The sequence below is a fragment of the Rickettsia bellii RML369-C genome (genome assembly GCF_000012385.1).
GTDB lineage: Bacteria > Pseudomonadota > Alphaproteobacteria > Rickettsiales > Rickettsiaceae > Rickettsia > Rickettsia bellii.
Window position 1 is genome coordinate 537509 of record NC_007940.1, and the last position, 23847, is coordinate 561355.

Sequence of the window (23847 nt, forward strand, 5' to 3'; positions counted from 1 at the left end):
TTAATACGTAATTAAAGATAAAAAACCTTTAAAAATCAGCTCTTAAGGCTTTTGAAATTAAATATTTATACTGGGTAGTAATAAGGTATAAAATAAAAATAAAAATAATTTCAAAATTGTAGTTGACAGGTTCGATTATATTGCTTATAACTACACCTATCGAGAGCGACAAATGAAAAAAATCGCAGCTGTTTTTAAAAGTAAATAATTAGATATAGATAGTGACAGTAAACATGTACATATCACAAAAGTGATAATTAAACCTGTCAATTTTTTAAAGTAAAACTGACAGAATCAAACTTGAGAGTTTGATCCTGGCTCAGAACGAACGCTATCGGTATGCTTAACACATGCAAGTCGAACGGACTAATTGGGGCTTGCTCCAATTAGTTAGTGGCAGACGGGTGAGTAACACGTGGGAATCTGCCCATCAGTACGGAATAACTTTTAGAAATAAAAGCTAATACCGTATATTCTCTACGGAGGAAAGATTTATCGCTGATGGATGAGCCCGCGTCAGATTAGGTAGTTGGTGAGGTAATGGCTCACCAAGCCTACGATCTGTAGCTGGTCTGAGAGGATGATCAGCCACACTGGGACTGAGACACGGCCCAGACTCCTACGGGAGGCAGCAGTGGGGAATATTGGACAATGGGCGAAAGCCTGATCCAGCAATACCGAGTGAGTGATGAAGGCCCTAGGGTTGTAAAGCTCTTTTAGCAAGGAAGATAATGACGTTACTTGCAGAAAAAGCCCCGGCTAACTCCGTGCCAGCAGCCGCGGTAAGACGGAGGGGGCTAGCGTTGTTCGGAATTACTGGGCGTAAAGAGTGCGTAGGCGGTTTAGTAAGTTGGAAGTGAAAGCCCGGGGCTTAACCTCGGAATTGCTTTCAAAACTACTAATCTAGAGTGTAGTAGGGGATGATGGAATTCCTAGTGTAGAGGTGAAATTCTTAGATATTAGGAGGAACACCGGTGGCGAAGGCGGTCATCTGGGCTACAACTGACGCTGATGCACGAAAGCGTGGGGAGCAAACAGGATTAGATACCCTGGTAGTCCACGCCGTAAACGATGAGTGCTAGATATTGGGAGATTTTCTCTCGGTTTCGCAGCTAACGCATTAAGCACTCCGCCTGGGGAGTACGGTCGCAAGATTAAAACTCAAAGGAATTGACGGGGGCTCGCACAAGCGGTGGAGCATGCGGTTTAATTCGATGTTACGCGAAAAACCTTACCAACCCTTGACATGGTGGTCGCGGATCGCAGAGATGCTTTCCTTCAGTTCGGCTGGACCACACACAGGTGTTGCATGGCTGTCGTCAGCTCGTGTCGTGAGATGTTGGGTTAAGTCCCGCAACGAGCGCAACCCTCATTCTTATTTGCCAGCGGGTAATGCCGGGAACTATAAGAAAACTGCCGGTGATAAGCCGGAGGAAGGTGGGGACGACGTCAAGTCATCATGGCCCTTACGGGTTGGGCTACACGCGTGCTACAATGGTGTTTACAGAGGGAAGCAAGACGGCGACGTGGAGCAAATCCCTAAAAGACATCTCAGTTCGGATTGTTCTCTGCAACTCGAGAGCATGAAGTTGGAATCGCTAGTAATCGCGGATCAGCATGCCGCGGTGAATACGTTCTCGGGCCTTGTACACACTGCCCGTCACGCCATGGGAGTTGGTTTTACCTGAAGGTGGTGAGCTAACGCAAGAGGCAGCCAACCACGGTAAAATTAGCGACTGGGGTGAAGTCGTAACAAGGTAGCCGTAGGGGAACCTGCGGCTGGATTACCTCCTTAAAGACTAAATTTAAGTACATTACTTTAATAGTAATTACTTCAGTCCAAATATTTACTGTCACTATCTTTAACTAATTGTTTGCTTTTCAAAAACTTTTCTTATCTCCGCACTTATCCATCTTATTTATTACCAACCTACATAATATTAAATAGCCTTATTTTTCTGTCATTGCGAGGAGCATAGCGACGAAGCAATCTAGTAAAAAAATACTATAAATTAACATTTTTTATTATTTTTTTTTCTGGATTACAGAAAAGTTTCGCTCCTCGCAAGGCATTGCCTGCGTGGATCATTTTCCCCTGTCATCCCGTGATTTATGAACTAGAGCCAGTTAAAAATACTAATAAAATTAGTATTATTTATTATTTTCTGGATCTAGTTAGCAAGCCACGGTATTGTAAGAAAAGAAAGTGATATAATATAAGTTATAAATGTAATATAAACATTTATAAGAGAGTGTTAATACCCTATATAATGATATAGGGTATTAAGCGGGCATAAGCGACCGTCACGGTATAGTAGGTTTTATACGACCGGAGTCATCAAGGTACTATAGCCCGACTCTCGAGAAGTTTGAATAGTTGGAAGGGATGCGATAAGCACGCCCGATTACAATCCTAAACAATATAAAATCTCGAGGTACATATGATAAAATATCACAAACATATAGGAATTGATATAGGAAAATATAATTTTGTAGTAGGAATAGAGGGCATAAAAGATACAAAAGAATATGAGAATACAAGTTTCGGTATATTTGAATTTATTAATGATAATAAGGATATTTTAGCAAACTCTCTAACTGTAGTTGAAACAACAGGCGGATATGAACTAGAGTTATTGTATAGCTTATGTGAAAGAGGTTATGTAGTACATAGAGCAGATGCAAGAAAGGTAAAGAATTTTATCAGATCATATGGTAATAGTGCAAAAACAGATAAGTTAGATGCTAAAGCATTAGGATTATATGGTAAGGAGCGAGCAGATAAGCTTGAAGTATTTAAGCCTGAATCAAAACAAAATATACAATTATTTCGGTTAGTACAAAGACGGAATGATTTAAAGCAAATGTTAGTTGCCGAAAAGAATAGATTACAACAAGCAAATACAGATAAGTTTGTTAAAAATAGCTGTATAAATATGATAGATGTTTTAAGTAATCAAATTACAGAGATTACTAATCAGGTAGAAGTGATTATATCATCAGATCAGCTGTTAAAAGCAAAGCATGAGATATTGAAAGAGATAAATGGCATTGGTAATATAGTTGCTTTTGAGTTATTAATATTATTACCGGAGTTAGGGAAGTTAACAAGACGGCAGATTGCTTCTCTTGCAGGGCTTGCTCCAAAAGCTAATGATAGTGGTAAATATCAAGGATATAGAAAGGTAGGACATGGTGTAGAGCAGGAGTCAAGCTATACTATTCCTTGCTGCTATGTCAGCCCGTAATAGCAAGACTTCTGGTTTAAGACTCTTTTATGAGCGACTCATTAACAATGGTAAAAAGAAAATGGTCGCTCTTACCGCTTTAATGCGTAAAATTATTGTCATCGCTAATGCTAAATTAAAATCTCTTCTTTTTAATTTAAAACATAGTTGATTAAATAAGCAAGATCAAACTCAAGCAAATCTTCCACCATCAGAAGAAAATATTTATAAAGTACTACAAAAAATGCTTGAGATACAAAAGCTAGTAGAAAACACAGCCGATTTATATACGCATCCAATAAGTGAAGGTATAAAAGAGGTTATAAATAGAGATCAAATTACTAATGATATGTTAATCAATTTAGCAGGCAAACTTGATAAAGTATTAGAAGAGCAAACTATAATAAATAATCATTCATGTAAAGAAAGGCTTGTTTTATTCAGTAAAATAGCGATGGATATAACGGCTAAGTTAGATGATGACAATACTATTAGCTCAAACAATAAAGCTATAATGCAAAACGTCATGAACAAAATAATAGATAGGATAGCAAATTTAACAAATATATCTCTCATAGAAAAAATAACGACTAGTATAACAGAGCTTAAAACTGGAAAAATTACAAAAGGTAAGCTTTTAGACATAGAAGATGAAATTGAGGGGTTTATACTTGAACAAACTGATAAAGAAGCTAACATGATGCTAACTTGGTCAGTAAGAGAAATAGTATATGACAAGCCGCTTTTGAATCATCCAAAATTGCTAGAGTTGGCTTTAAGCAAATTTAGCTTGCAAGAAATAGCCGAGTTAAGTAATAAGCTAAATTCTGATTTAGGAAGCTATTACTAATTATGATTATGAGCTTGTCTTAGCCGCATTAATGAGCGTCGAAAATGTTGAAGTATAAAAAATGCTAATTTATAGCATTTTCTATTATTTTCTCTGGATTGCCACGCTCATTTCATTCGCATAGCTCAGACAACTCTCGATCTACATTTAAACTCTAAATTTATTCAGAATATAATTCGGGGTGATTGCCACTAAGTTCTAGGTATTTGTCGTTACTATATTCTAAATGATGGCTTCTAAAAAATCTATCAGCCTCGTTATGATTACCCTTATGATCAAAATCTATTAACAGTTTCCCATTATCATTTGCATGTAGAATATTTGTAAATAATCGATCTCCCTCTGATCCTTTTAGCTCAATGGCATTATTTCTTATAAACTTAACACCAGTTCCACCTTTACTATGGTGTAATATACCTTTTTTTAGAGCGTTTTCGTAGGAATCTATATTATTATCTAATTGAAGATTTTTAGAAATTTTCGCATAACAATCTAGCCCTTTATATTTTCCTATAAAAGTTGTATCTGTGCTTTTTATAATATCTTTATCAATATACCATATTATAACATCATTTTTAATAATGTTTTGGCTAGCTTTATAAAACGCTTCTTTCTTTAATAGCTGATAATGTTCATGGATCTTCTTTGGATCGTGCTGCTCAACAAGCTGCTCTATATCTTCTGCTGGGTTCTCGTCTAAAGAATAGCTTACGATAATTTCTTCTTGTTTTTCTTGGCTTAGTTTATTAGCATACTCCTTAGCTGTCTCTGTATCTTTATTTAATAAGGAAGTAGCTACCCCTATTTCTAATGTTTCTTCATTATGAGGGTTATATTCTAAGGCTTTTTTAATAGTTTCAGCAGCTTCGCTAGGTTTTTTATCCGCAAGTAAACAAGTACTACTAGTGTTAAGTACCTCAATAGCTTCTTTATCAGAGAATTTAGATTCTTCTATAAATTTTAGAATCTTTTTTAAATTAAAGTAATTATTAAAGAGAAAATTACAGTATTTTAATACTTTGCTATTATTTACTTGTTCAGCAGGTATTTTATTAAAAATAATACGTGCTGTTTCGTATTCATTAGCATGAATTGCTAAGGTGAAAGCATTCTTATAATCTGAACAATTATGTAGAAATTTAATAAAGTCATTTTTTACTTTTAAATCTGTTATGCGATTATGCTTATTAATATAAGCGATATATTTTAAAGCCTCATACTTTTCTTTACAATATGGAGATAATGCATCAGGATTAATTGATTTTAATTCTTCATCTGTAATTAAAGAGGGATTGAAGCTCATCAAAAGTATTTTTTTTAAGTATCCATTAGATAATTTTCCTATAAATTCGTCTATTTTATCAATTTCATTTTGAAGAGTAAAAATTGATATTAAGTTACAAATTACATCATCATCTTTACAATTCTCAAAAGCCTTTAAATAATATTTCTTAGCTTCTGTATAATTTCCAAGCTTATAATATGCTAGAGCAAGGTTAGAGTAGCAATTAGTAAGATCAGGGTCTGACTTATCATTAGGAAGCGGTTTCTCAGTTAGTAATTCTATGGTTTTGTTACAATGATTATTATCTACTAATATTTTAGAGAAGTTAGACAATGTATTAAAATCATGTAGCCAGTATTTTTTTAAATCCATAATAATTTCTATTTGAAATTTAGGCTCTAAAAACATAGTAATTATTGCTGTAATAGCTTGAGTACATTTTTCATATTGTAATTTATTAGTAGTTTGCAATTTATCTAGAAATTTTGCAGTATTTTGTAGTAGATATTTTATAAGCTCATCTGCCATTGCTAAATTATTATTCATTGTAGCGGCATGTATAGCAGAGAAATATGCCATAGCTTTTGAAAAAGCATCTACATTTATATCTTTATTGCTATTATTTATCTTATATATTTGAGTTTTATCACCTATTTTATATTTTAAATGAGTCGTCTTATTACGCTCAATATTATACTTTTTAAGTAATGCGTTTTTACTATATTTATGATATTTATAACTATCAAATAGCTTTGTCATAATATTTTTAGTAGTCGTTACATCCCCTTTATTATGGTTAATAACAAAATTAACTATTTCCACTGCTGCATCAGCATTTTCTACATATAAAATATCATTACAACATGTTTCAAAATTTAATAATAGATGTGCATACTCAGCTATATTAGCTTTAGATTTTTCTGAAATAATTTTTACATTGGAGGAATAAATTTCCTTAATCTTATTTGTCTTATACATAATTTTACCAATATTAATTTTTTAAAAAAGAATTAATATACAGCTTTTTTTGTAAAAACTCAACTACTATTAATTTTCTGTAACAATAATTAATTTATGATTTTTCAATTTAAGGTTTAAAAAACCTATTGACTTTAGGATTAAAAGTATTTATTACAATATCTATATGTAATTTATAGTTGAAAAATATGTTAAGCTTATTAAATGGTGCGACTAATCAAAAAGAGAAGAAGAGATTTGTATCGATAAATAATAGAATCATAAAAAGTGATCTAGATGAATCGTTTTGGCATTCTATTGCAGCAAATAGTTGTGATACTAGTTGGAAAAATATCCCAATGCAAAAAAGCCCTTTTCAAATTGTAACTACTCAGAATTTAATTCAAGAGTTAAAGCCTAAAACTATTATTGAATTTGGCAGTTTTAAAGGTGCTTCAGCTTTATGGTTAGCTGACATACAAAGTCTATCCGTAGAAGAAAGGAAAGTAATTAGTATAGATATTGATTTTGACAATATCGATTCAAGTGTAAAATTTGATGATAGAATTGAATTTTTACAAGGTGATTCTAATAAAGTAGAAGAAATTTTTCCTGGAGAAAAAATATCTGAAATAATTCATCCACTACTTTTAATAGAAGACGCTCATATTAATACCACAGGTATTTTAGATTATTTTCACAATAACATATTTAAAACCGGTGATTACTTTATTGTTGAGGATACTAATATTGACTATAATAATGCGTGCTATGATATTTGGAGGAAAACCCTAGAAGAAAAAGCTTGTATAGAAAAACTAGAAAATTTAAACAATAAAATTGTTAAGTTAACTAACTGGTTAAGAGAGAAAAAAGATTTATATTTAGTTGATACAAAATATGTAGATCCTTTTGGTATTACTAATGCTTCAAAAAATTGGAATTCAGTAATAAGAAAGTTTTAAGATAAATTATGAGAAAAGAAATTTATCTTAAAAATTTTGATATTAATGATAATTATATTTTAAATAATCTTTCTGATAATCCTCATCAAGCTAGTATGTTTTTTAAAGATTTTTTAGAAAAAACATATCCAGATTATATCAAAGAAATTAAGGATGCAATAAATAGCGGTGCAGAAATTATACATATAAAGAATGCTAGTAAGCAGAATTATAATGTTCTAACTCCTTATAACGGTGAAGTAGAGGTTACAGGAATAGAGGATTTAATTTGTCATATGTATGGAATAATAGGTGCAATAGATAGTTTACCTATATTATATAAAGATGAAGATAAAAATATTATCAGGGCAGTAGCACCTCGATATAATTCTCATAATGAACGCAGCTCTCAGTCACCTTTTAATGATTTAGATTGGCATGTTGATGCTGCGTATAGACCAATGCTTGAAAAAGCTAATAATCTATCGCCTATAGTGGATTATTTAATTTTTGGCGTTGTTCATAAAGGGCATGAGAACTTACCTATAGTTTATATCAGCCTTAAAGATATATTAAACCGATTAAGCTATGATGATATTTTAGTAGGGTTAAGCAAAGAATTTACGATTATGAGTGCAGATTCTTTTTTACATAAAATATCGGTCGATAATATGCCTTTATTAGTAGAGTATTCTACAGGATATTATAGTAGAATAAAAATGGACGTTATAGCTGAAACGCAAAAGGCACAAGGTTTTTTAAATAAAATTAGAGAGATTGTAGATCAAAAATCAATTCAGAATCATATATATGTTAATCCTGGGGACATCGTCATACTAAATAACAAAATGATTTTACATAAGAGAGATAAATATACCCCTAAATGGGATGGAAAAGATCGTTATTTCACAAGAATATATGCAGTAAAAGATATAAAACAAGGAGTGCTAGCAGATCCTGATAAACCTTGGATATGGATATAAATATAGATATAGTCAGTGGTAAATGGCATTACCAGCATGGACCAAAAAGCGTTCTCGGTATCATATCGAATAGTATTGGATAGTTTTTTATTATTATAAGGATATTAAATAGCTTCCAAATCGTCATTGCGAGGAGCATAGCGACGAAGCAATCTAGTAAAAAAATGCTATAAATTAACATTTTTTATTATTTTTTGGATGCCGTGGTCAAGCAATTAGATGATACTGAGAGCGTTTTTCGATCCACGCAATAATGCCTCCCGTGGCTTGGGAACTAGAGCCAGAAAAACAATTTTTGATACTAATAATTTTAGTATTTAAAGCTGGATCCCGTGATCAAGTCACGGGATGACAGGCAAAAACTGATCCACGCAATAATGCCCCTGTGGGTACGAGACGTTTTTTAAGCCATGCAATAACTTAGCAATAATGGACAACTGATTCACGCAAGCAAGCTTAACATGGGAATAAACAAGTTTACTAGATCGTATTAAATAAAAATTATTAAGCCTATTTCAATTTTAAAACATGCTTTAAAATTTTCTCTGTGGCAGCACTAGCAGATAAATTGCTGACGTCCAGTTCTAATAAATTAGAATGTGAGATATTAATTAACTCTATCCCCTCTTCAATTCGTAGAGATTTATAACGCAAAGCTCTTTCAGGGTTTGCCACACGTATTTTGTTTTCTTCTTTTGAGATAAGTAGTTTTACCGGCACAAAAAGCGAATCACGTTGCAAAGCCATATTCTCTACTTGTTTAAAAAGCTTGTGATCTCGTTCAATTTCACTGAGTACATCAGTTAGCACGTAATTATTGCGATGTTCGCAAGAAATAAATTCAAAAATATTATCCCGAATTTTCCTAATTATTTCCCAAGCAAATTCCGGAATCTTCTTAAAGCCATCATATTCAAGCAACGCAAAAATAGGATTATTAATCAACTGATTATCACATATAATATATCCGCTTTTGCTAAGCTCTTTTGCTATAGTATTATTTACCCGTTCCTGGCTTTCCTATTAAGTAGATAATGGTGGTCATAGAATTTTTGCTAAATAAATAATGTTTTAGAAGCAATTTCTGTAGCTCCTAACTTTGAGCTATCAAACCAAATATTATAGAAATGTTTACAAGATTCAAAAACATCATATTGCCCACTCTGTAATCTTATAAAATCTTCCGTTAAGAAGAGGTTATCAGTTCTAGTTTTTAATCTTTTTAATCGCTCTTCAACCGGACAAAAAATTCCTAAAAAGGTTATCTTGTAGCCGTTCAGATATTCAAGATAAAATTTAGCAAGTTCTTGGGCGTCAGGACCATCTAGTGCCGTATCAATTACAATATTAAAATTTTTATCTAATAATGCTTTTGCAGTTGTAAGCAATATTAATGCAACAATTTTTCTTCTTGCTAATCTATTATTGTTAAAAAGACCTTTTAATCCATCATCATTGTTTTCAGTACCAACTTCATTTTCTGCAAACTTGAATCCTTGAGGAAAAATTGTACTGTAGAATGCTCCGGCTTTATCAATTTGTAAATGAACAAATTTATTATTAGATTGTTTACAAATTTCTTTAGCTATTGTCGTCTTGCCTGCACAGGAAGGACCATTAATTATTATAACTTGATTCATTTTTTGTTTTTCCAACTCTTTATTTATTTCTAATTCTTTCTTCTAATTCCTTATCTAAAAGCCAAATATGTTCTTTTTCAAGAATTTCATAACGTAATTGTTCTTTTTCTTTATCAAGGATAGGTAAAGGTGCTATTTTAGCAGTTCCGTAATGAATACCTTGAAATTCAATATTCATGTCTAGGCAAGCTTTTTCAACCGATTCAAGATATTTTAAACTGTCATCAATAAAAATAATTTTTTTAAAATGTAAATTATATTTCTCAAGAGCAGCTTTAAGCACTAAACCTTTATCTACTGAAGCTGTTAAAATAACTCCTGATATTAACATCGGAATCCCGTTTTCATTCTCAAATTCCGGAAAAGTTGCATCTTCTTTAAAAGGTGAAGTATTGATAAAAGAAATATCCACATCTTTTAAAGCATCGAACCTTAAATTTTCCATTTTGGCTATTTTGCCGTATTTACCTGTCCACCAACCAGTTAGAGCAATTGCCGGAATATTCCGCTGTTCTAAACCCTTAATCAAGCCTCGCATATTTGGATCAACAGGCTGAGCAGTACGCCTTTCAAAGATGCAACTATACAGATATTTAAGTTCATCTTTTGTATAGCGTTCTCTTAGTTTTTGCGTTAGCTCTACTCTAACGGGAGCATTAAAAGCAAATTCATCAGTCGGCATTGCAAGCACATCATCCACATCAAAAATAACTAAAGTATCCTTATCGGCTTTATTTACATATTCTTCTATTACTTTGAAATCATTAGTAGGGATTATGTCCCCAAAACAATTAGCGGATAAACAAAAGAGGCTTAAGAGGATAAAGTTTAGAGGTTTCATTTTATTCATTAATTTTCATCTTTAAACTGTCAAAAACACTTTTGTGTGAGTGAATTTTACCTTGAGAAATATCATTTATTCCTTCAGCAATAGCAATTTTTAGAAATTGCTCCTTAAAAGCTTCCAGCTCTTTAAATTCATTGTTAGAAATAATTACTGCTACAGGCTTACCATTTTTAATAATACTAATAGGCTCTATTTGAGCCTTAATAAGCAATTCTCCAAATTCACGTTTTGCTTCAGTTGCGTTTAATTGTTCCATAAAATGATCATTTTAATTATTTTAATCAATTAAACCATAAATTATTAATCTATAGTATCTGAAAAACAAGGTATACAATCTGTATGAGGTGCTATCCCTTGCCCGGGCATATATTCATTTATTATTACTTGATCGGGAATTTCATGAAAAATATTTTGTTTATGTAATGAATCACATAAAGTTTGCAACCATTGAGGTAACATACCTAAAAAATATGATTGATTTATAGAACGACTTTTATAGTCATATTTATAACCGTAATGTTGCACTCTACGTTTCAATTCATTGTTCCACTTGCTATTATCTATTAATTTTATCAGCTTATTCTCTTCTTCGATCGTTATATATTCTGAAATATATGTTAACCCTGGAATAATTATCTGATCATCAGAAAGACTAAGCTGATTCATAAATATTTCTTACCACTTTCCCACAAACTTTCTACATCTGAATCTCTAAGTAGATGTAAGTTTTGCTTTATTTTATCGTCGCTCCAATCCCACCATTTAATTTGCAGTAACTTTTCTATGTCTTCGTCAGAGAAGCGTTTTTTAATTAAACGAGCAGGATTACCGCCCCATATTTCATAAGCTCCAATGTTTTTAGTTACTAAACTCCTTGCTCCTACTATTGCCCCATCTGCTATTTTAATCCCAGACATAATTAAGCTTTCAGTACCGATCCAAACATCATTTCCAAGCACAGTATCACCTTTGAGCTTATAAGCTTTCGGTGGGACGGTTTCATAATTGTCAAAATCTTCATCAAAAGAATCGAGAGGATAAGATGCTATCCAATTATAATTATGCCCTTGCGTCCCACCCCATCATGAATTTAACACCGGTAGCAATGGAACAGAATTTGCCAATAATGAGCTTATCAATTTCATCAGCGTCACAGTTATTATTTTCTACATCTAAATACATAACGCATTCATCAAATACCACACCATGATAATAGCCTGAGTAATAAGAATATTCGCCTGCTATAATATGCTTTGATTTGACATGATCTTTAATATAAACCGAATCACGATAACTATTAAATATTTTCATTTTTTATACCAATATAAATATCTAGAACAGCTTCATTATGGTCGTGGCTTCTTTCATCGTATATTTCAAAATCGGCTATATAAGCTCTTTTACCGCCTAAAGTTGTATTATCCATTTGCCAAATCTTTTGCCACATATCAATAACGACTGTCGGTATTTGCCCAGGATTTGATGTAAATTTTGCATAATTCTGCACCGGAATAGTCAGCTCCTCAAATCCTTGACTAACATTTTCAAAAGTAGTAACCTCTTCACCCAGAAAATAGGTATATTCTCCATTTTCATCGCTATCGTAATTTGTGTAAACTGCAAAAATTTTACCGGGATTTTTTCTATTCAGAATTTTATCTTGTAAGTTATCAGCAAAAAATCTTTGCAACATAGACTTTATTTTAGCAGTATCAGGATTGAATTCAGCTGCGTTAGAAGTACGGGTTGTAATACCGACTAACTTAATTTCCGGTAATTGTGTAATAATTTTATTCATTTAGCACTCCTTAAAGTAAAAGTAATTTGAAGTAGAATATTATAATATAAATAATTTTTTAAAAGTACAATTATGTTTGAAAATGCTAAAATATATTTAGCACGTTGCACCCATGCTAAGGAATGGCAGGAATATCACCGCATACGAGCGGAACAAATTTTTGATCCTATAAATGTAGAATATGACCATAACCATCCGACTATAACTGCAAATAATCATTATCATTTTGTGCTTTATAATGATATAGAGATAGTTGCAACCGCTCACATAGAATTTTTAAATAAGAATAAAGCAGCTTTAAGATCGTTTGCGGTGGATAAGCTCAGTCAAAATAAAGGATTCGGTAAATATATGATGCAGTTTTTGGAAAAATGGTTAAGAGACCAAAATATCAAAGTCCTAAAAATGCATTCAAGAATAAGTGCCGAAGCTTTTTACCGCAAGCTTGGATATATAGATATGGAGTTTAACGATATTTCGATACAAAAAAATTATATAGATTTAGGGAAGATGTTATAAATTTATGAGTGCTTTAAAAGATTTAATTACCTTAGAAAAAGACGCACGGGATTATGGCTTTGATTGGTCTGATTATGAGATGATTTTAGAACAGGTAATTGATGAATGCAGAGAGATAAAAGAGGCAATCGAGAATGGTGAAGCTATAGTCAATTCAGTTAAGCTTGAATACAAGGAGCGAGGAGCGAAGCCTATAAATAATAGGAGAGCGACGAGTGACGATGTAGGCGAGTTTAAATCAATTGACTATAAAGAAAGAGTGCAGGAAGAAATAGGCGATTTGCTCCATACAGCAATTTCTTTATGTAGGTTTTTAGAGTTTGATGTAGAAGAGACGCTTAACAAAACCAGTACAAAATTCGCTAAGCGTATGGAGGCAGTAAAAACACTTACCAGAAAACATAATTTGCCAAACCTACAAGGACAATCCACAGAATTTTTACTGAAGCTTTGGAAGGAGGCAAAAGAGATGGCTAAGGAAAAATATTAAACTATAGGTTGACAAACAGCATATAAAATTCTATAATGTTAAATATATGCGGAAACAAGTTATGAAAAAATATAAATTAACAGAAGAAGAGCAAGAAATATTGGATTATTTTGAAAAAGATGAACTTTTAGAGTTACCTAAAAAAGAGCTAGAAAATCAAATAAATATAGCTAAAACTGTAGCTGCTAATTTCTTTAAGAAGTGGATTCCGAACATTCATAAGCTACAGACTGTAATGAGGGTAGCAATCTAGAGAAAGTGGTGTGTGGTGCTATAAATTAGCATTTTATAACTGGATTGCTTCTTCGGTTATTATAAACCTTATCACAATGATGGGTCATTAAAACAATTATACAAATCCTCATTTTGATCGTTTAGACCGCTTAGACTAATTCCATATTCTTGTTCAAGTTCTCCAAACATTTCTATAGTAGGAGACGGTAATGTGTCAGGAAAGTGTTTGCTACATTCATCAGGATTTTGAACAATTTTTAATATTGCAAAATGCTTTAAAGTAAATATCGGTTGTTTTGTCTCACCTAAATTTTGATAACCTACATATTTATGAATTTTTTCTTCTAACAGTTCTGTTTCCTCGTTACTAACTAAAGTTAAATTGTTTTTTAAAAACTTATTAAGAGCAAATAATTTTTTTTTATATGTTTATTTAAAAAAGATATATTACTTTTAATAAATTTAGGTATTTCAGCTTCTATTTTCCATTTTATAAAATCTTTGATATGTGGTTCTTTAATATAAGTTTTTTTAACAATTTTATCTAGTTCTTTATTACGATATAATTTTTCAAGCTCAAGTAAAGCTCTTAAAGCTACTACTTTTTTATCTTTTTTACTCCCTATCTTTTTTAATAAACCTACTGGTGTTTTACCTCTGTAATAACCATCGATAATTTCTAAAGTAAGACTAGTACCGTATTCTAACAATAGCTTTATAGAACTGAGTTTATACGATGATATGATTGCTGAATGTAAAGGAGTAAAGCCAAAAGAATCCCTAGCATTTATAAAAGCTCCATTTTCAAGAAGAATTTTCACAACAGTGGTATAACCATTGTTAGCTGCTATATGTAATGGTGTGTCAATACCTACTTCTATCTCTATTAGTTCACCGTTTTTTGATATAATCCAATGTAAAGATTTATATTCAATAGAATCATTTGGATGCGTTGCATTTGGACTAATACCATGCTCAAGCAAAAATTTAGTGCCTGCGATATTATTTTTTTCTACCGCTTTAAAAAGGTTTCTTGATGAGATTAACTTAGGTATTTTTTTATGTTTATGATGCTTTTTAGTATGAACCACTTCTGTAACCCTTACCATTAAGTAATTTTTTTAAAGGTGGGAAAAGATTATCAGGTAGTTTATCCAAAGCAAACCATTGCCAGCTTTCTACTTTATGGGGTTCTAAGTTTTGTAATTCATGCTCATTCAAACAATGAGCTTTAAGGAAAATCGATATGTAATGTTTTTGCTCTTTTTCAAAAACATCGTTAGTAACTGCTAAAAATTTAGGATCTTTAATGATCAAATTTGTCTCTTCTAAAACTTCTCTAATGATGCACTCTTCAAAAGTTTCACCAAATTCTAAATGCCCGCCCGGATTACCATAGGTAAATTCACCGTGTGAGTTAATACGCTTACCGAGCAGAATTTCATTTTTACTATTAAATAGGATAATCCCGACACCGATGCGAGGGTGGTTAGTCATATAAAATCGTTTCCTTATCTATATAAAGAAAACTTTTTTGTTATTTGAGAAACCGTATCCCATTTTCCAAAAAGTACAGCTGCATAATAAACATGTTCTTCTTCTGTCTTTTTTGCAATATTTTCTATTTGTTCCAAATATGTTCCTCCGGTCATACTAATCTGTAAATGCCAAATGCATAACTTCAGATTCTTTCGCATTAAGTGTATAGCTTTTTTTATCTCACTTGATTTGCCACGTAAAATAATATAAGGCATTCCTGAAATTTGCCAATTATTACCACTTGCATCAATATTCGGTTGTAAGAAACAAGTAGGCTTACCAAGTAAAGCTCCAGCCGCAAGAGAGCTATGTGCTACTGCATTCATAGCAACTCCAATCTCAATATCTTTATTTACAATTATCACTAATTTATTTTCAAAGCTCATGTTATTTCCTTTTCTGCTTATTAACTATTACTTGAAAATATATAACTTATATTCTCTATAAGGGCAATAATTTAATATTTAATTTTATAATAAATCCACTTCCTTATAAATAGTGCGGTAGAGATCGGAGGTTTTTAGTAGATGAGCGTGCGTTCCTTCGGCTTCTACCGCTCCTTTATCTATTATCAAAATATTGTCGGCTGATTCTATGCTGCTGATGCGGTGGGCGATTGATATAACAATTTTTCCTTTCATTATATCCCTAATAGAGCTTAATAGCTTCTGCTCGCTTTGACTATCTAAAGCGTTCATCGCTTCATCAAGAAGCAAAATTTGCGGCTTGCGTAATAAGGCTCGTGCCAATGCTATTCGCTGCTTCTGCCCGCCTGATAGCCTAACACCTTTTTCACCGATTTTAGCATTAATCCCATCAGGAATTTTATCAGTAAAATCAGCTATACCGGTAATTTTTATTATTTCGGTTATTTCCTCTTCGCTAGAATCATTACCAAACATAATATTTGATTTAATAGTACCAGAAAAAATACTAGCCTCCTGCGGAACATAAGCGATTAATTTACGGATTTCATTAGGGTTTAAAAGAGCAATATCTTGGTTATTTACCAAAATTATACCGCTTTCTTGGACATAAAAGCGTAATAGTAACTGCATCAAAGTACTTTTACCTGAGCCTGATCTGCCAACGATACCGATAAACTGGGTAGAATCTATTTTAAAAGATATATTATTGAGGATTTTTAAATTAGGTCTTGATGGGTAGGAAAAATTTACGTTTTTAAATTCTAACGATATAGAATTAACGGGCTTTAAATCTGAATAATTATTATGGACTATAGGTGATTTATCAATGATGGTAACTATTCGCTCTAAAGCAGCGAGCGGCAAGTGCATCTCGCTTAATAACTCAAAAATACCACCACTACTAAAGCCGGCAATAATTGCATAATAAATGAATGATATAATTTGACCGGAGGATAAATTACCTTTTACTATATCCAAAGCCCCAATCCAAATAACCAGCGTAACCCCAAGAAATATAAAAGCCATTGAGAATGCAAAAAACAAAGCACGAATTTTTAAACGAGCTGCCGAATAGGTCAAATAATCTTGCAGCAGATTATTAAACTCCGTAATTTTAGCTGCCTGACCACCAAAAGCATGAATGGTTTTAATATTGCTAAAGCTTTCGTTAATATCAGATGCTAAAAGTGATTGAGATTCTAAGGTTTTTTTGGATAAAGCTTTAACATGTTTACCAAATTTAATTATGGGAATTAGCAGCAAAGGAATGGTAATAATTACTATCGATGCTAGTTTAAAACTTTCAAAAAACATTAAAATAATGCTACCGACTAACATCACTGAATTGCGAATAAAAAAAGATAGGAAATTAACAATGAGCTTAGATATTTGATCTATATCACTTGTGAGACGGGAGATTATATCGCCGATTTTTAGCTCTTCAAATTCAGTAATTTCATAATTAATTAGATTGCTATAGGCTTCTTTTCTTATTTGACTCGAGACTTTCTCAGCAACATTATTGATAAAATATGAACGGAAAAAACTAGCAATGCTTAAGATAATAATAAGTAGGCAGATATATAGTATGGATTTATCAACTGCCGCAGTGCGATCTAAAACTAAACCTTGATCAACTAAATTTCTGAAAACATTCCCGATTAGCAATAATGCAAGCGATACACTAAGAAGAGAGATTATAACAATGATCAAATCTTTTTTATAGAATCTTAAGTTTCTAGCCAGTCTATATAAAAGTTTGGTGTTCATATGAAAGGAAAAGAGAGTTTTATTATGTCATTAACGCTTTCGTGTCTGGATCAATTTTCCGTGTCATCCCGTGGCTTGTCCACGGGATCCAGAAAAACAATAAAAAATACTAACGTATTTTTAACTGGACCCCGTGGTCAAGCCACGGGGTGACAGTAGTAAAACTAAGCCACGCAAACAAGCCTTAAGCGGGGATGACATATAATAAAAAATGGGGCGAGTGACGGGAATCGAACCCGCAACCCTCAGAACCACAACCTGATGCTCTAACCAACTGAGCTACACCCGCCATAAGTTATCAAAGTAACAGCGTGACTTTAAATTATTATCACTATTTAGTCAAGAATATTTAGGAGTAATAAGATTTATTTTAGGAAAGTAAGTTTTATAACGACTTATATCTCTTGTTAATAAGTCTATCTTTAATATACTTGCATGAGCACCGATAAAAAATCTGGTAATATTGAATTTTTAATCCCACCATTTAATTTATATTTTTGAAAAGCTTTTCCTGCTAAAAATAACACCTCTTTAGACATAGGAGTAAGTCTAAAATCATCTATTATAACTTCTAATTCTTCTATTCTTTTAAACCCAATCGATATTTCAGTATAAATAATATCATTAATTATAAGCTCATGAGATTGTGAAAGTAATTTAATTTTATTTGAAGACCACTCATACCAATTTGGATCAAAAGTTAAAATATCTAGAATTATATTACTATCTACTAAAATCATGACCTAGTTAATTTCATTATTTCATCGGTAGACATATTTGATGTACTCTTGCCTGACAATTGTTGTATTAATTTTATGCCCCTATGGTTATGGTTGTTTTCTTTTTTGATCAAAACACCATCTTTATGTAAAACAAAAGCAATTTCAGTATTAGGTAACATTCCTAATTTGCTTCTAATATCAATTGGTATGGTAACTTGTCCCTTAGTAGATATTTTCATAATCATAATAAAGTTAATTAAATTAAAATAATATCTCAAAAGTAAGAATTTTACAAGTAGGAATCGTACCTCATGCTTTTTAATTTTTTAGTTCAAAATTTTATTTAATTACAGTATAATTACTTTTATAAGTAAACTAATGGATAAGATGAAAACCAAAGATATATTTGACGGCTTTACTATAGAGCTTTTTAAAGATATTGATGGAGATTGGTTAGCAAAATTTGAAGAATTACCTAATGTATCGGCTTTTGGTGATTCACCTGAAAAAGCATTGCAGGAATTACAAGAAGCTTGGTTTTTAATGAAAGAAAGTTATGTAAGCCATAATCAACCTGTTCCTTTAGCACCATCTAGAAAAGAATATAGTGGACAATTTAATATTCGAGTAGATAAGCGTATACATAGAGCTTTAGCATTAGAAGCATTTAGAGCAAAAATTAGTTTAAATGCTTTAGTTGCTCAAAAATTAACTTTATCGGTAAGACAATGAAAAAAGCGGTTATTTTAGTTAGTGGTGGGGCGGATTCTGCTACTGTTCTTGCAATAATGAGAGAGCAAGGTTATGAGATTCATGCTATAAGTTTTAACTATGGGCAGCGTAATAATGCTGAACTACGAAAAGTTACGGAGCTAGTAAAAGAGTATAATGTCAAGCAACATAAAATTGTCAATATAGACTTAAGAGCTTTCGGCGGCTCTGCTCTTACTGATGATGATATAAAAGTTCCTCATTATCACGATACGAAAGAGCTACCTGAAGATGTGCCAGTTACCTATGTACCTGCCCGTAATACGATCTTTTTAAGTTACGCATTAGGGTTTGCCGAAATAATAGGTGCTAAGGATATTTTCATAGGCGTACATACTAGCGATTCAGCAAATTATCCTGATTGCCGCCCTGAATATATCAAATCTTTTGAAGCAATGGCAAATCTAGCAACCAATATAGGCGGAGTTACTATTCATACTCCTTTGATTAATATGACTAAAGATCAGATAATTAAAACAGGGCTTAGGCTTGGAGTAGATTATAAAAATACCATATCATGTTATGATCCTAGCGAAGATGATCTATCTTGCGGCACTTGCCTTGCTTGCACGATAAGGCTTGATGCTTTTAAAAAGAATAATGTACAAGACCCAATTAATTATATATTATTTTAATAAACAAATAGTTGGTAGACGAAGCTCAATTTGGAAAAGAGCAAGGAGACTGTAAGACGAGGAGTGGAGCGTATACTTAATACGTGAGCATCCGAGGATTTACAAAGACGACGCCGCCAATTTTTCAAATTCAGCGAGTATACATGTATGATTGATAGAAAATATTTATACTCCCCCTTTCCTACGCTTGATTTAGATGATATAATATTAAGAGAGCTAACGGATACAGATGCGGAAGACTATTTTAATTATATGAATAAGCCTGAAATGGCTATTTATATAACAGAAAGTAACAGACCAAAAACTTTAGAGGAAGCTAAGGAAGAAATTCGTTATTGGTCTAGTTTATATAAGAATCACAGAAGTTTTTACTGGGGTATTACACTTAAAAGTGATAATAAACTTATTGGTACTGCCGGTTTTAACATAATAAATTTAGAGCATCATAAGGCAGAAATCAGTTATGATTTGGATTATAGCTATTGGGGGCAGGGTATAATGTTAAAATCCATAAAAAATATTCTGAAAATTGCCGATCATATTGGGATTATCAGAGTTCAAGCAACAGTCATTACAGATAATTTACGCTCAATTAATTTACTTGAGAGATGCGGGTTTGCACGTGAGGGAATACTTAAAAAATACGAAATAGTTGCAAATGAGCATAAGGACTATTATATGTATGGTAGGGTTTTGTAACAAAAATGTCATTGCGAGCCACTGAAAGTGGCGTGGTAATCTTATGAAAATGCCCTGAGATTGCATCAAAGCTATGCTCCTCGCAAGGCATTGTTGTGTGGATCGGTTTTCCAGTTGTCATCCCGCACACTTGTAGCGGGATCCAACTTAAAATACTAAAATTATTAGTACTTTTTACTGTTTTCTGGATCCCGCGATCAAGTTGCGGGATGACAGAGGAAGAATTGATCTAGGCAACAAAGCCTCCACGGGATGATAGAGCTAAACCATGCGAGTACGTCACCACGGTAGACAATTAAGTATATAAACATAAAAAAAGAAAAATTGATGGTAGTAGAAGCTAATAAAAAAGAATTAATTTGTTCATTCTGTAGCAAAAAGCAGCATGAAGTGAAAAAGTTAATAGCAGGTCCTGCAGTATTTATTTGCGATGAATGCATAAATTTATGCATGGATATAATGGAAGAAGAAAGTAAAATAGCGTTAAAGCAGATTACTTACACTATTCCAACTCCGCAAAAAATATGTTCAGTTTTAAATGATTATGTAGTTGGTCAAGAGCAAGCTAAAAAAGTTCTAGCAGTAGCGGTATATAATCATTATAAAAGGCTTGAATATGTCCAATCAGGCAATAATGATGTTGAGCTTAATAAATCTAATATTTTGTTAATTGGTCCTACCGGTTCAGGTAAAACGTTGCTTGCTCAAACACTTGCTAAAATTTTAGACGTACCTTTTACTATGGCTGATGCTACCTCTTTAACGGAAGCTGGTTATGTTGGTGAGGATGTGGAAAATATTTTACTTAGATTACTTCAGGCTGCCGAGTTTAATGTGGCTAAAGCACAAAAAGGTATAATATATATTGATGAGGTTGATAAGATTGCTAGAAAGTCTGAAAACCCTTCAATTACTAGAGATGTATCAGGGGAGGGCGTACAACAAGCACTACTTAAAATTATGGAAGGAACGGTTGCTTCTGTTCCTCCGCAAGGTGGTAGAAAACATCCACAGCAAGATTTTGTGCAGCTCGATACCTCAAATATTTTGTTTATTTGCGGTGGTGCTTTTATGGGAATTGATAGCATCATAACTTCTAGAACAAATAATAGTTCTATAGGTTTTGCAGCAAATGTAAATATTGACAAAGAAAAAATTAACAGAGAAATTCTTAAATCTTTAGAGATTGAGGATCTAACAAAATTTGGATTAATTCCTGAATTTATCGGAAGATTACCAATCGTTACAACCTTAGATGATTTAGATAAAGAAGCTTTAGTTACAATTTTAACTAAGCCAAAAAATGCTATAGTGAAGCAGTTTAAAAAACAATTTGAGCTTGATGAAGCTGAGTTAATAGTTGAGGATTCTGCATTGGAAGCTATTGCTGAAAAAGCTTTAGCTAAAAAAACTGGAGCAAGAGGTCTTCGTTCGATAATTGAGCATCTTTTACTTGATAGTATGTATAAAGTTGCTGAGCTGAAGAAACAGCGTGTTACTATTACAGAAGATGTAGTTAAAGGGCTAATAGAGCCAATAATTACTTCTATTATTACCCCAACAGCAAAAACAAGTAAAAAGCAAGCAGCTGTTGAAGACATACCGGCTTAAGGTGGGTGTAAGTCATTGTGAGGAGCATAGCTTTGATGCAATCTCAGGAGTTTGCTTTATGAGATTGCCACGTCGTGGCTTTGCTGCTCCTTGTAATGACGGAAAATTAATCCTCTTATTCTTTTTATTTTAAATGATTTAAATATCCCCTAAAATATTACAATCTTCTATAATACCTTGAGAATTTATAGTAGTTTCAAAATTTATTGGATATCCTTCATATTTTAACGCTACTTCAAAAAGTTCAAGATTTTCTGGGGCAGTAATATTTTTTGCAATTTCTTTAATAAACTCTTTATTATCAATCTCTACCCCTTTGCTCTTAATGATATCCCTGCTCTTAATGAGAGTTCTAGTAATTTCAAAAAATTTATTAGAAACAGCTTTCTGTATAAAATTTTTCATTTGAGTATCTTCAATAAATATTTCATTATTCGTACAATATTCAAACAATAATTTGATAATTTTAATATCATTTTTATTTATAGCTTTTTGTACAAAATAATTAATTTGCTCTTTACTAAAATCTTTGGGGTTCTTAGGAATCAAATGTTTATATTTATTTTTACCAAAACCTGAATTTTTAGGTTTAAGGTTGACGTGAGGATTAAATAATTGCTCTAAAGTATGTATATTTTCATTTTCAGAAACTATATAGAATAATTCTTCAAGTTTAAAATTTTCTTGATCTTTAAGAGTATTTGTATTGGGATTTGTAAAATATTCTTCTAATATTCCAGAAATAGTATTTTTTTTAACTTGGTCAAAACCTTTAATATATGGTTCTATTAAGTCAAATGATAAATCCTTAAATCCTAACTTAATTAGTTCTAAAGAATTAAAACTTGCAACTTCTTTAATTCCAAACTTTTTCAATAAATGTTTTAATTCTTCAAATTTATTTAAATCTTTTGTATATTTTGTAGCCGCTTTTATGTAGTTACTTTCTTTATTCAAATATGTTGATTTTAAATACTGCAATAAATAATTTTTATTTAAATCTTGAACAACCGGATGTTCGAATATTATTTTTATATTATCTTTAGACCAATTTTCAGCAATTGAAATAATGTTTTTAGCAGATATTTTTTTTGAATGTTCTAATAAAGTTATAAATGATTTTATATCTTGCCTTTCAATTAATTTAGTCAATAAATTATCGATGTAAACTTCTTTTAGCTTTTCAAAATCTTTATCAGCTAACTCTCTAAACCTAAAAATTTTAACTGATTCTACACCTCGACTTTGAATTAATTCAGTCAATAGGTTGTTGTGGTGATCATCTTTTAGTTTCCCAAAGGCTATATCAACTAACTCTTTTAATCCAAAATTTATAACTCTTTCTATACCTAATTCATTTAAAAAGTTAGCTAATCCTTTAATACTATTATGTTTTTTGATATGTTCAGCTACTACATCTCCATAAACCATTTCAGTTAAATTTTCTAATTCAAGATATTTAAAACCTTTGTTTATGTAATAAAGATTTTATTTCCTTATCTTGCCTAATATTCTCATTATATTTAGCTATAGCATTTATACTAGCATTACTTAAACGATTTCTTTCTATATCCAAAAGAAAATCTTCTGGATGTATTTTTAAATGCCTAAAAGCTTCTTTTATAAAATCTTCATTACCATTTTTGGTTATCATATTTAAAAATATTGGATAGCTTACTGCAAACGTATTTATGAAATTTTTATAACCTAATAACTTTGCAGCATTAACACTATTACTTTCAATAATCAAATCAGGTTTTCCGTAAGAAGCTAAGTGCGGAGCTAATAAATCTAGAGCTTTTTTATTATCAATTTTAATAGCTAAATTACAATAACGACTATAAATATCACTTGTTATTTTGTCTTGACTCTATGCTATATAGCGGGCAATAGCCTCA

Annotated in this window: 27 protein-coding genes, 1 tRNA gene, 1 rRNA gene and 1 pseudogene; 13 read left to right on the top strand and 17 right to left on the bottom strand. The window is 31.9% G+C overall.

Features of this window, described 5'->3' with window-relative positions; translation table 11 throughout:
- Window positions 1-296 precede the first annotated feature (296 nt).
- The 4 genes from RBE_RS02460 to RBE_RS02475 all read left to right on the top strand — a co-directional run bounded on the left by RBE_RS02460 (window position 297) and on the right by RBE_RS02475 (window position 4077).
- Window positions 297-1795 (top strand): 16S ribosomal RNA (locus RBE_RS02460).
- A 646-nt stretch (window positions 1796-2441) separates the two neighbouring features.
- Window positions 2442-3248 (top strand): IS110 family transposase, encoded by an 807-nt coding sequence (locus RBE_RS02465; RefSeq protein ID WP_011476976.1) that lies wholly within the window; start codon window positions 2442-2444, stop codon window positions 3246-3248.
- Entirely contained in the window at window positions 3235-3399 is a 165-nt protein-coding gene (locus RBE_RS09105) for a hypothetical protein (protein WP_011476965.1), read from the top strand. The genes RBE_RS02465 and RBE_RS09105 overlap by 14 nt, the downstream gene beginning before the upstream one ends.
- A 72-nt stretch (window positions 3400-3471) precedes the next feature.
- Window positions 3472-4077, top strand: coding sequence for a hypothetical protein (locus RBE_RS02475; protein WP_011477147.1), 606 nt, complete (start codon window positions 3472-3474; stop codon window positions 4075-4077).
- A 160-nt stretch (window positions 4078-4237) separates the two neighbouring features.
- Here the strand turns inward: RBE_RS02475 and RBE_RS02480 are convergent, their stop codons facing one another.
- Entirely contained in the window at window positions 4238-6340 is a 2103-nt protein-coding gene (locus tag RBE_RS02480; protein ID WP_011477148.1) for a tetratricopeptide repeat protein, read from the bottom strand.
- A gap of 188 nt (window positions 6341-6528) precedes the next feature.
- Between RBE_RS02480 and RBE_RS02485 the strand changes: the two genes are divergently transcribed.
- Window positions 6529-7284: a CmcI family methyltransferase gene (locus RBE_RS02485; protein WP_011477149.1), complete on the top strand. Its 756-nt coding sequence runs from the start codon at window positions 6529-6531 to the stop codon at window positions 7282-7284.
- An 8-nt stretch (window positions 7285-7292) separates the two neighbouring features.
- Window positions 7293-8246 carry a TauD/TfdA family dioxygenase gene (locus RBE_RS02490; protein ID WP_011477150.1) on the top strand — a complete coding sequence of 318 codons (954 nt, stop codon included), beginning with the start codon at window positions 7293-7295 and terminating at the stop codon, window positions 8244-8246.
- A 510-nt stretch (window positions 8247-8756) separates the two neighbouring features.
- On the opposite strand, the gene RBE_RS09110 is transcribed toward RBE_RS02490, so the two are convergent.
- From RBE_RS09110 to RBE_RS02525, 7 genes and pseudogenes are all read right to left on the bottom strand, one after another.
- A complete protein-coding gene (locus RBE_RS09110) occupies window positions 8757-9191 on the bottom strand; it encodes a hypothetical protein (protein ID WP_011477151.1) in 435 nt (144 codons plus the stop codon).
- 110 nt (window positions 9192-9301) lie between these two features.
- Window positions 9302-9886 carry a phosphotransferase-like protein gene (locus RBE_RS07820; protein WP_081423317.1) on the bottom strand — a complete coding sequence of 195 codons (585 nt, stop codon included), beginning with the start codon at window positions 9884-9886 and terminating at the stop codon, window positions 9302-9304.
- Between the two features lie 19 nt (window positions 9887-9905).
- Window positions 9906-10736 (bottom strand): DUF2608 domain-containing protein, encoded by an 831-nt coding sequence (locus tag RBE_RS02505; protein ID WP_011477153.1) that lies wholly within the window; start codon window positions 10734-10736, stop codon window positions 9906-9908.
- Window positions 10729-10989, bottom strand: a complete 261-nt coding sequence (locus RBE_RS02510; protein WP_011477154.1) for a type II toxin-antitoxin system prevent-host-death family antitoxin — start codon at window positions 10987-10989, stop codon at window positions 10729-10731. Before RBE_RS02510 ends, RBE_RS02505 begins: the two co-directional genes overlap by 8 nt.
- 44 nt (window positions 10990-11033) lie before the next feature.
- Entirely contained in the window at window positions 11034-11399 is a 366-nt protein-coding gene (locus RBE_RS02515) for an alkylated DNA repair protein (protein WP_011477155.1), read from the bottom strand.
- Window positions 11396-12044: pseudogene (locus RBE_RS07825) on the bottom strand (CatB-related O-acetyltransferase). The gene RBE_RS02515 and the pseudogene RBE_RS07825 overlap by 4 nt, the downstream one beginning before the upstream one ends.
- Window positions 12031-12531, bottom strand: a complete 501-nt coding sequence (locus RBE_RS02525; protein WP_011477158.1) for a GyrI-like domain-containing protein — start codon at window positions 12529-12531, stop codon at window positions 12031-12033. Before RBE_RS02525 ends, RBE_RS07825 begins: the two are co-directional and overlap by 14 nt.
- A 72-nt stretch (window positions 12532-12603) precedes the next feature.
- On the opposite strand from RBE_RS02525, the gene RBE_RS02530 reads away from it, so the two are divergent.
- From RBE_RS02530 to RBE_RS02540, 3 genes are all read left to right on the top strand, one after another.
- Window positions 12604-13050, top strand: coding sequence for a GNAT family N-acetyltransferase (locus RBE_RS02530; RefSeq protein WP_011477159.1), 447 nt, complete (start codon window positions 12604-12606; stop codon window positions 13048-13050).
- 4 nt (window positions 13051-13054) lie between these two features.
- Window positions 13055-13540 (top strand): palindromic element RPE2 domain-containing protein, encoded by a 486-nt coding sequence (locus RBE_RS02535; RefSeq protein WP_011477160.1) that lies wholly within the window; start codon window positions 13055-13057, stop codon window positions 13538-13540.
- Window positions 13541-13601: 61 nt separating this feature from the next.
- Window positions 13602-13793 carry a hypothetical protein gene (locus RBE_RS02540; protein ID WP_041804632.1) on the top strand — a complete coding sequence of 64 codons (192 nt, stop codon included), beginning with the start codon at window positions 13602-13604 and terminating at the stop codon, window positions 13791-13793.
- Between the two features lie 370 nt (window positions 13794-14163).
- Here RBE_RS02540 and RBE_RS02545 read toward each other — a convergent pair whose 3' ends face one another.
- From RBE_RS02545 to RBE_RS02575, 7 genes are all read right to left on the bottom strand, one after another.
- Entirely contained in the window at window positions 14164-14883 is a 720-nt protein-coding gene (locus tag RBE_RS02545; RefSeq protein WP_011477161.1) for an ankyrin repeat domain-containing protein, read from the bottom strand.
- Window positions 14852-15271, bottom strand: a complete 420-nt coding sequence (locus tag RBE_RS02550; RefSeq protein WP_011477162.1) for a nucleotide triphosphate diphosphatase NUDT15 — start codon at window positions 15269-15271, stop codon at window positions 14852-14854. Before RBE_RS02550 ends, RBE_RS02545 begins: the two co-directional genes overlap by 32 nt.
- Window positions 15272-15285: 14 nt before the next feature.
- A complete protein-coding gene (locus tag RBE_RS02555; protein WP_011477163.1) occupies window positions 15286-15699 on the bottom strand; it encodes a DUF2000 family protein in 414 nt (137 codons plus the stop codon).
- 84 nt (window positions 15700-15783) lie between these two features.
- The gene (locus tag RBE_RS02560) at window positions 15784-17511 is read right to left on the bottom strand and encodes an ABC transporter ATP-binding protein (protein WP_011477164.1); all 1728 of its coding nucleotides are present in this window, start codon (window positions 17509-17511) and stop codon (window positions 15784-15786) included.
- Window positions 17512-17723: 212 nt separating this feature from the next.
- A tRNA-His gene (locus RBE_RS02565) sits at window positions 17724-17800 on the bottom strand.
- 133 nt (window positions 17801-17933) lie between these two features.
- Entirely contained in the window at window positions 17934-18251 is a 318-nt protein-coding gene (locus tag RBE_RS02570; protein WP_011477165.1) for a type II toxin-antitoxin system VapC family toxin, read from the bottom strand.
- On the bottom strand, window positions 18248-18472 hold the full coding sequence (locus RBE_RS02575) for an AbrB/MazE/SpoVT family DNA-binding domain-containing protein (protein WP_041804801.1): 225 nt from the start codon (window positions 18470-18472) through the stop codon (window positions 18248-18250). Before RBE_RS02575 ends, RBE_RS02570 begins: the two co-directional genes overlap by 4 nt.
- Before the next feature lie 148 nt (window positions 18473-18620).
- Here RBE_RS02575 and RBE_RS02580 point away from each other — a divergent pair, with 148 nt between their 5' ends.
- From RBE_RS02580 to clpX, 4 genes are all read left to right on the top strand, one after another.
- Window positions 18621-18965 (top strand): toxin-antitoxin system HicB family antitoxin, encoded by a 345-nt coding sequence (locus RBE_RS02580; RefSeq protein ID WP_041804635.1) that lies wholly within the window; start codon window positions 18621-18623, stop codon window positions 18963-18965.
- Entirely contained in the window at window positions 18962-19639 is a 678-nt protein-coding gene (gene queC / locus RBE_RS02585; protein ID WP_011477168.1) for a 7-cyano-7-deazaguanine synthase QueC, read from the top strand. Before RBE_RS02580 ends, queC begins: the two co-directional genes overlap by 4 nt.
- A 147-nt stretch (window positions 19640-19786) precedes the next feature.
- Window positions 19787-20338 (top strand): GNAT family N-acetyltransferase, encoded by a 552-nt coding sequence (locus RBE_RS02590; protein WP_011477170.1) that lies wholly within the window; start codon window positions 19787-19789, stop codon window positions 20336-20338.
- A 327-nt stretch (window positions 20339-20665) separates the two neighbouring features.
- Window positions 20666-21949 carry an ATP-dependent Clp protease ATP-binding subunit ClpX gene (gene clpX, locus RBE_RS02595; protein WP_011477171.1) on the top strand — a complete coding sequence of 428 codons (1284 nt, stop codon included), beginning with the start codon at window positions 20666-20668 and terminating at the stop codon, window positions 21947-21949.
- Window positions 21950-22087: 138 nt separating this feature from the next.
- Here the strand turns inward: clpX and RBE_RS02600 are convergent, their stop codons facing one another.
- Together RBE_RS02600 and RBE_RS02605 are read right to left on the bottom strand one after the other, a co-directional pair.
- Window positions 22088-23380 carry a hypothetical protein gene (locus tag RBE_RS02600; RefSeq protein WP_011477172.1) on the bottom strand — a complete coding sequence of 431 codons (1293 nt, stop codon included), beginning with the start codon at window positions 23378-23380 and terminating at the stop codon, window positions 22088-22090.
- 28 nt (window positions 23381-23408) lie between these two features.
- Window positions 23409-23699 (bottom strand): hypothetical protein, encoded by a 291-nt coding sequence (locus RBE_RS02605; protein ID WP_011477173.1) that lies wholly within the window; start codon window positions 23697-23699, stop codon window positions 23409-23411.
- Window positions 23700-23847 lie beyond the last annotated feature (148 nt).

Bases quoted from the DNA above. Each gene is read 5' to 3' on its own strand.
- RBE_RS02505 (WP_011477153.1), bottom strand. From the start codon at position 10,736: ATGAATAAAATGAAACCTCTAAACTTTATCCTCTTAAGCCTCTTTTGT.
- RBE_RS02545 (WP_011477161.1), bottom strand. From the start codon at position 14,883: ATGGTAAGGGTTACAGAAGTGGTTCATACTAAAAAGCATCATAAACAT.
- RBE_RS02535 (WP_011477160.1), top strand. From the start codon at position 13,055: ATGAGTGCTTTAAAAGATTTAATTACCTTAGAAAAAGACGCACGGGAT.
- RBE_RS02560 (WP_011477164.1), bottom strand. From the start codon at position 17,511: ATGAACACCAAACTTTTATATAGACTGGCTAGAAACTTAAGATTCTAT.
- RBE_RS02510 (WP_011477154.1), bottom strand. From the start codon at position 10,989: ATGGAACAATTAAACGCAACTGAAGCAAAACGTGAATTTGGAGAATTG.
- RBE_RS02465 (WP_011476976.1), top strand. From the start codon at position 2,442: ATGATAAAATATCACAAACATATAGGAATTGATATAGGAAAATATAAT.
- RBE_RS02600 (WP_011477172.1), bottom strand. From the start codon at position 23,380: ATGGTTTATGGAGATGTAGTAGCTGAACATATCAAAAAACATAATAGT.
- RBE_RS02580 (WP_041804635.1), top strand. From the start codon at position 18,621: ATGAAAACCAAAGATATATTTGACGGCTTTACTATAGAGCTTTTTAAA.
- RBE_RS02530 (WP_011477159.1), top strand. From the start codon at position 12,604: ATGTTTGAAAATGCTAAAATATATTTAGCACGTTGCACCCATGCTAAG.
- RBE_RS02475 (WP_011477147.1), top strand. From the start codon at position 3,472: ATGCTTGAGATACAAAAGCTAGTAGAAAACACAGCCGATTTATATACG.
- queC (WP_011477168.1), top strand. From the start codon at position 18,962: ATGAAAAAAGCGGTTATTTTAGTTAGTGGTGGGGCGGATTCTGCTACT.
- RBE_RS02550 (WP_011477162.1), bottom strand. From the start codon at position 15,271: ATGACTAACCACCCTCGCATCGGTGTCGGGATTATCCTATTTAATAGT.
- RBE_RS02515 (WP_011477155.1), bottom strand. From the start codon at position 11,399: ATGAATCAGCTTAGTCTTTCTGATGATCAGATAATTATTCCAGGGTTA.
- RBE_RS02555 (WP_011477163.1), bottom strand. From the start codon at position 15,699: ATGAGCTTTGAAAATAAATTAGTGATAATTGTAAATAAAGATATTGAG.
- RBE_RS02525 (WP_011477158.1), bottom strand. From the start codon at position 12,531: ATGAATAAAATTATTACACAATTACCGGAAATTAAGTTAGTCGGTATT.
- RBE_RS07820 (WP_081423317.1), bottom strand. From the start codon at position 9,886: ATGAATCAAGTTATAATAATTAATGGTCCTTCCTGTGCAGGCAAGACG.
- RBE_RS02490 (WP_011477150.1), top strand. From the start codon at position 7,293: ATGAGAAAAGAAATTTATCTTAAAAATTTTGATATTAATGATAATTAT.
- RBE_RS02480 (WP_011477148.1), bottom strand. From the start codon at position 6,340: ATGTATAAGACAAATAAGATTAAGGAAATTTATTCCTCCAATGTAAAA.
- RBE_RS02485 (WP_011477149.1), top strand. From the start codon at position 6,529: ATGTTAAGCTTATTAAATGGTGCGACTAATCAAAAAGAGAAGAAGAGA.
- RBE_RS02540 (WP_041804632.1), top strand. From the start codon at position 13,602: ATGAAAAAATATAAATTAACAGAAGAAGAGCAAGAAATATTGGATTAT.
- RBE_RS09105 (WP_011476965.1), top strand. From the start codon at position 3,235: ATGTCAGCCCGTAATAGCAAGACTTCTGGTTTAAGACTCTTTTATGAG.
- clpX (WP_011477171.1), top strand. From the start codon at position 20,666: ATGGTAGTAGAAGCTAATAAAAAAGAATTAATTTGTTCATTCTGTAGC.
- RBE_RS02575 (WP_041804801.1), bottom strand. From the start codon at position 18,472: ATGAAAATATCTACTAAGGGACAAGTTACCATACCAATTGATATTAGA.
- RBE_RS02570 (WP_011477165.1), bottom strand. From the start codon at position 18,251: ATGATTTTAGTAGATAGTAATATAATTCTAGATATTTTAACTTTTGAT.
- RBE_RS02590 (WP_011477170.1), top strand. From the start codon at position 19,787: ATGATTGATAGAAAATATTTATACTCCCCCTTTCCTACGCTTGATTTA.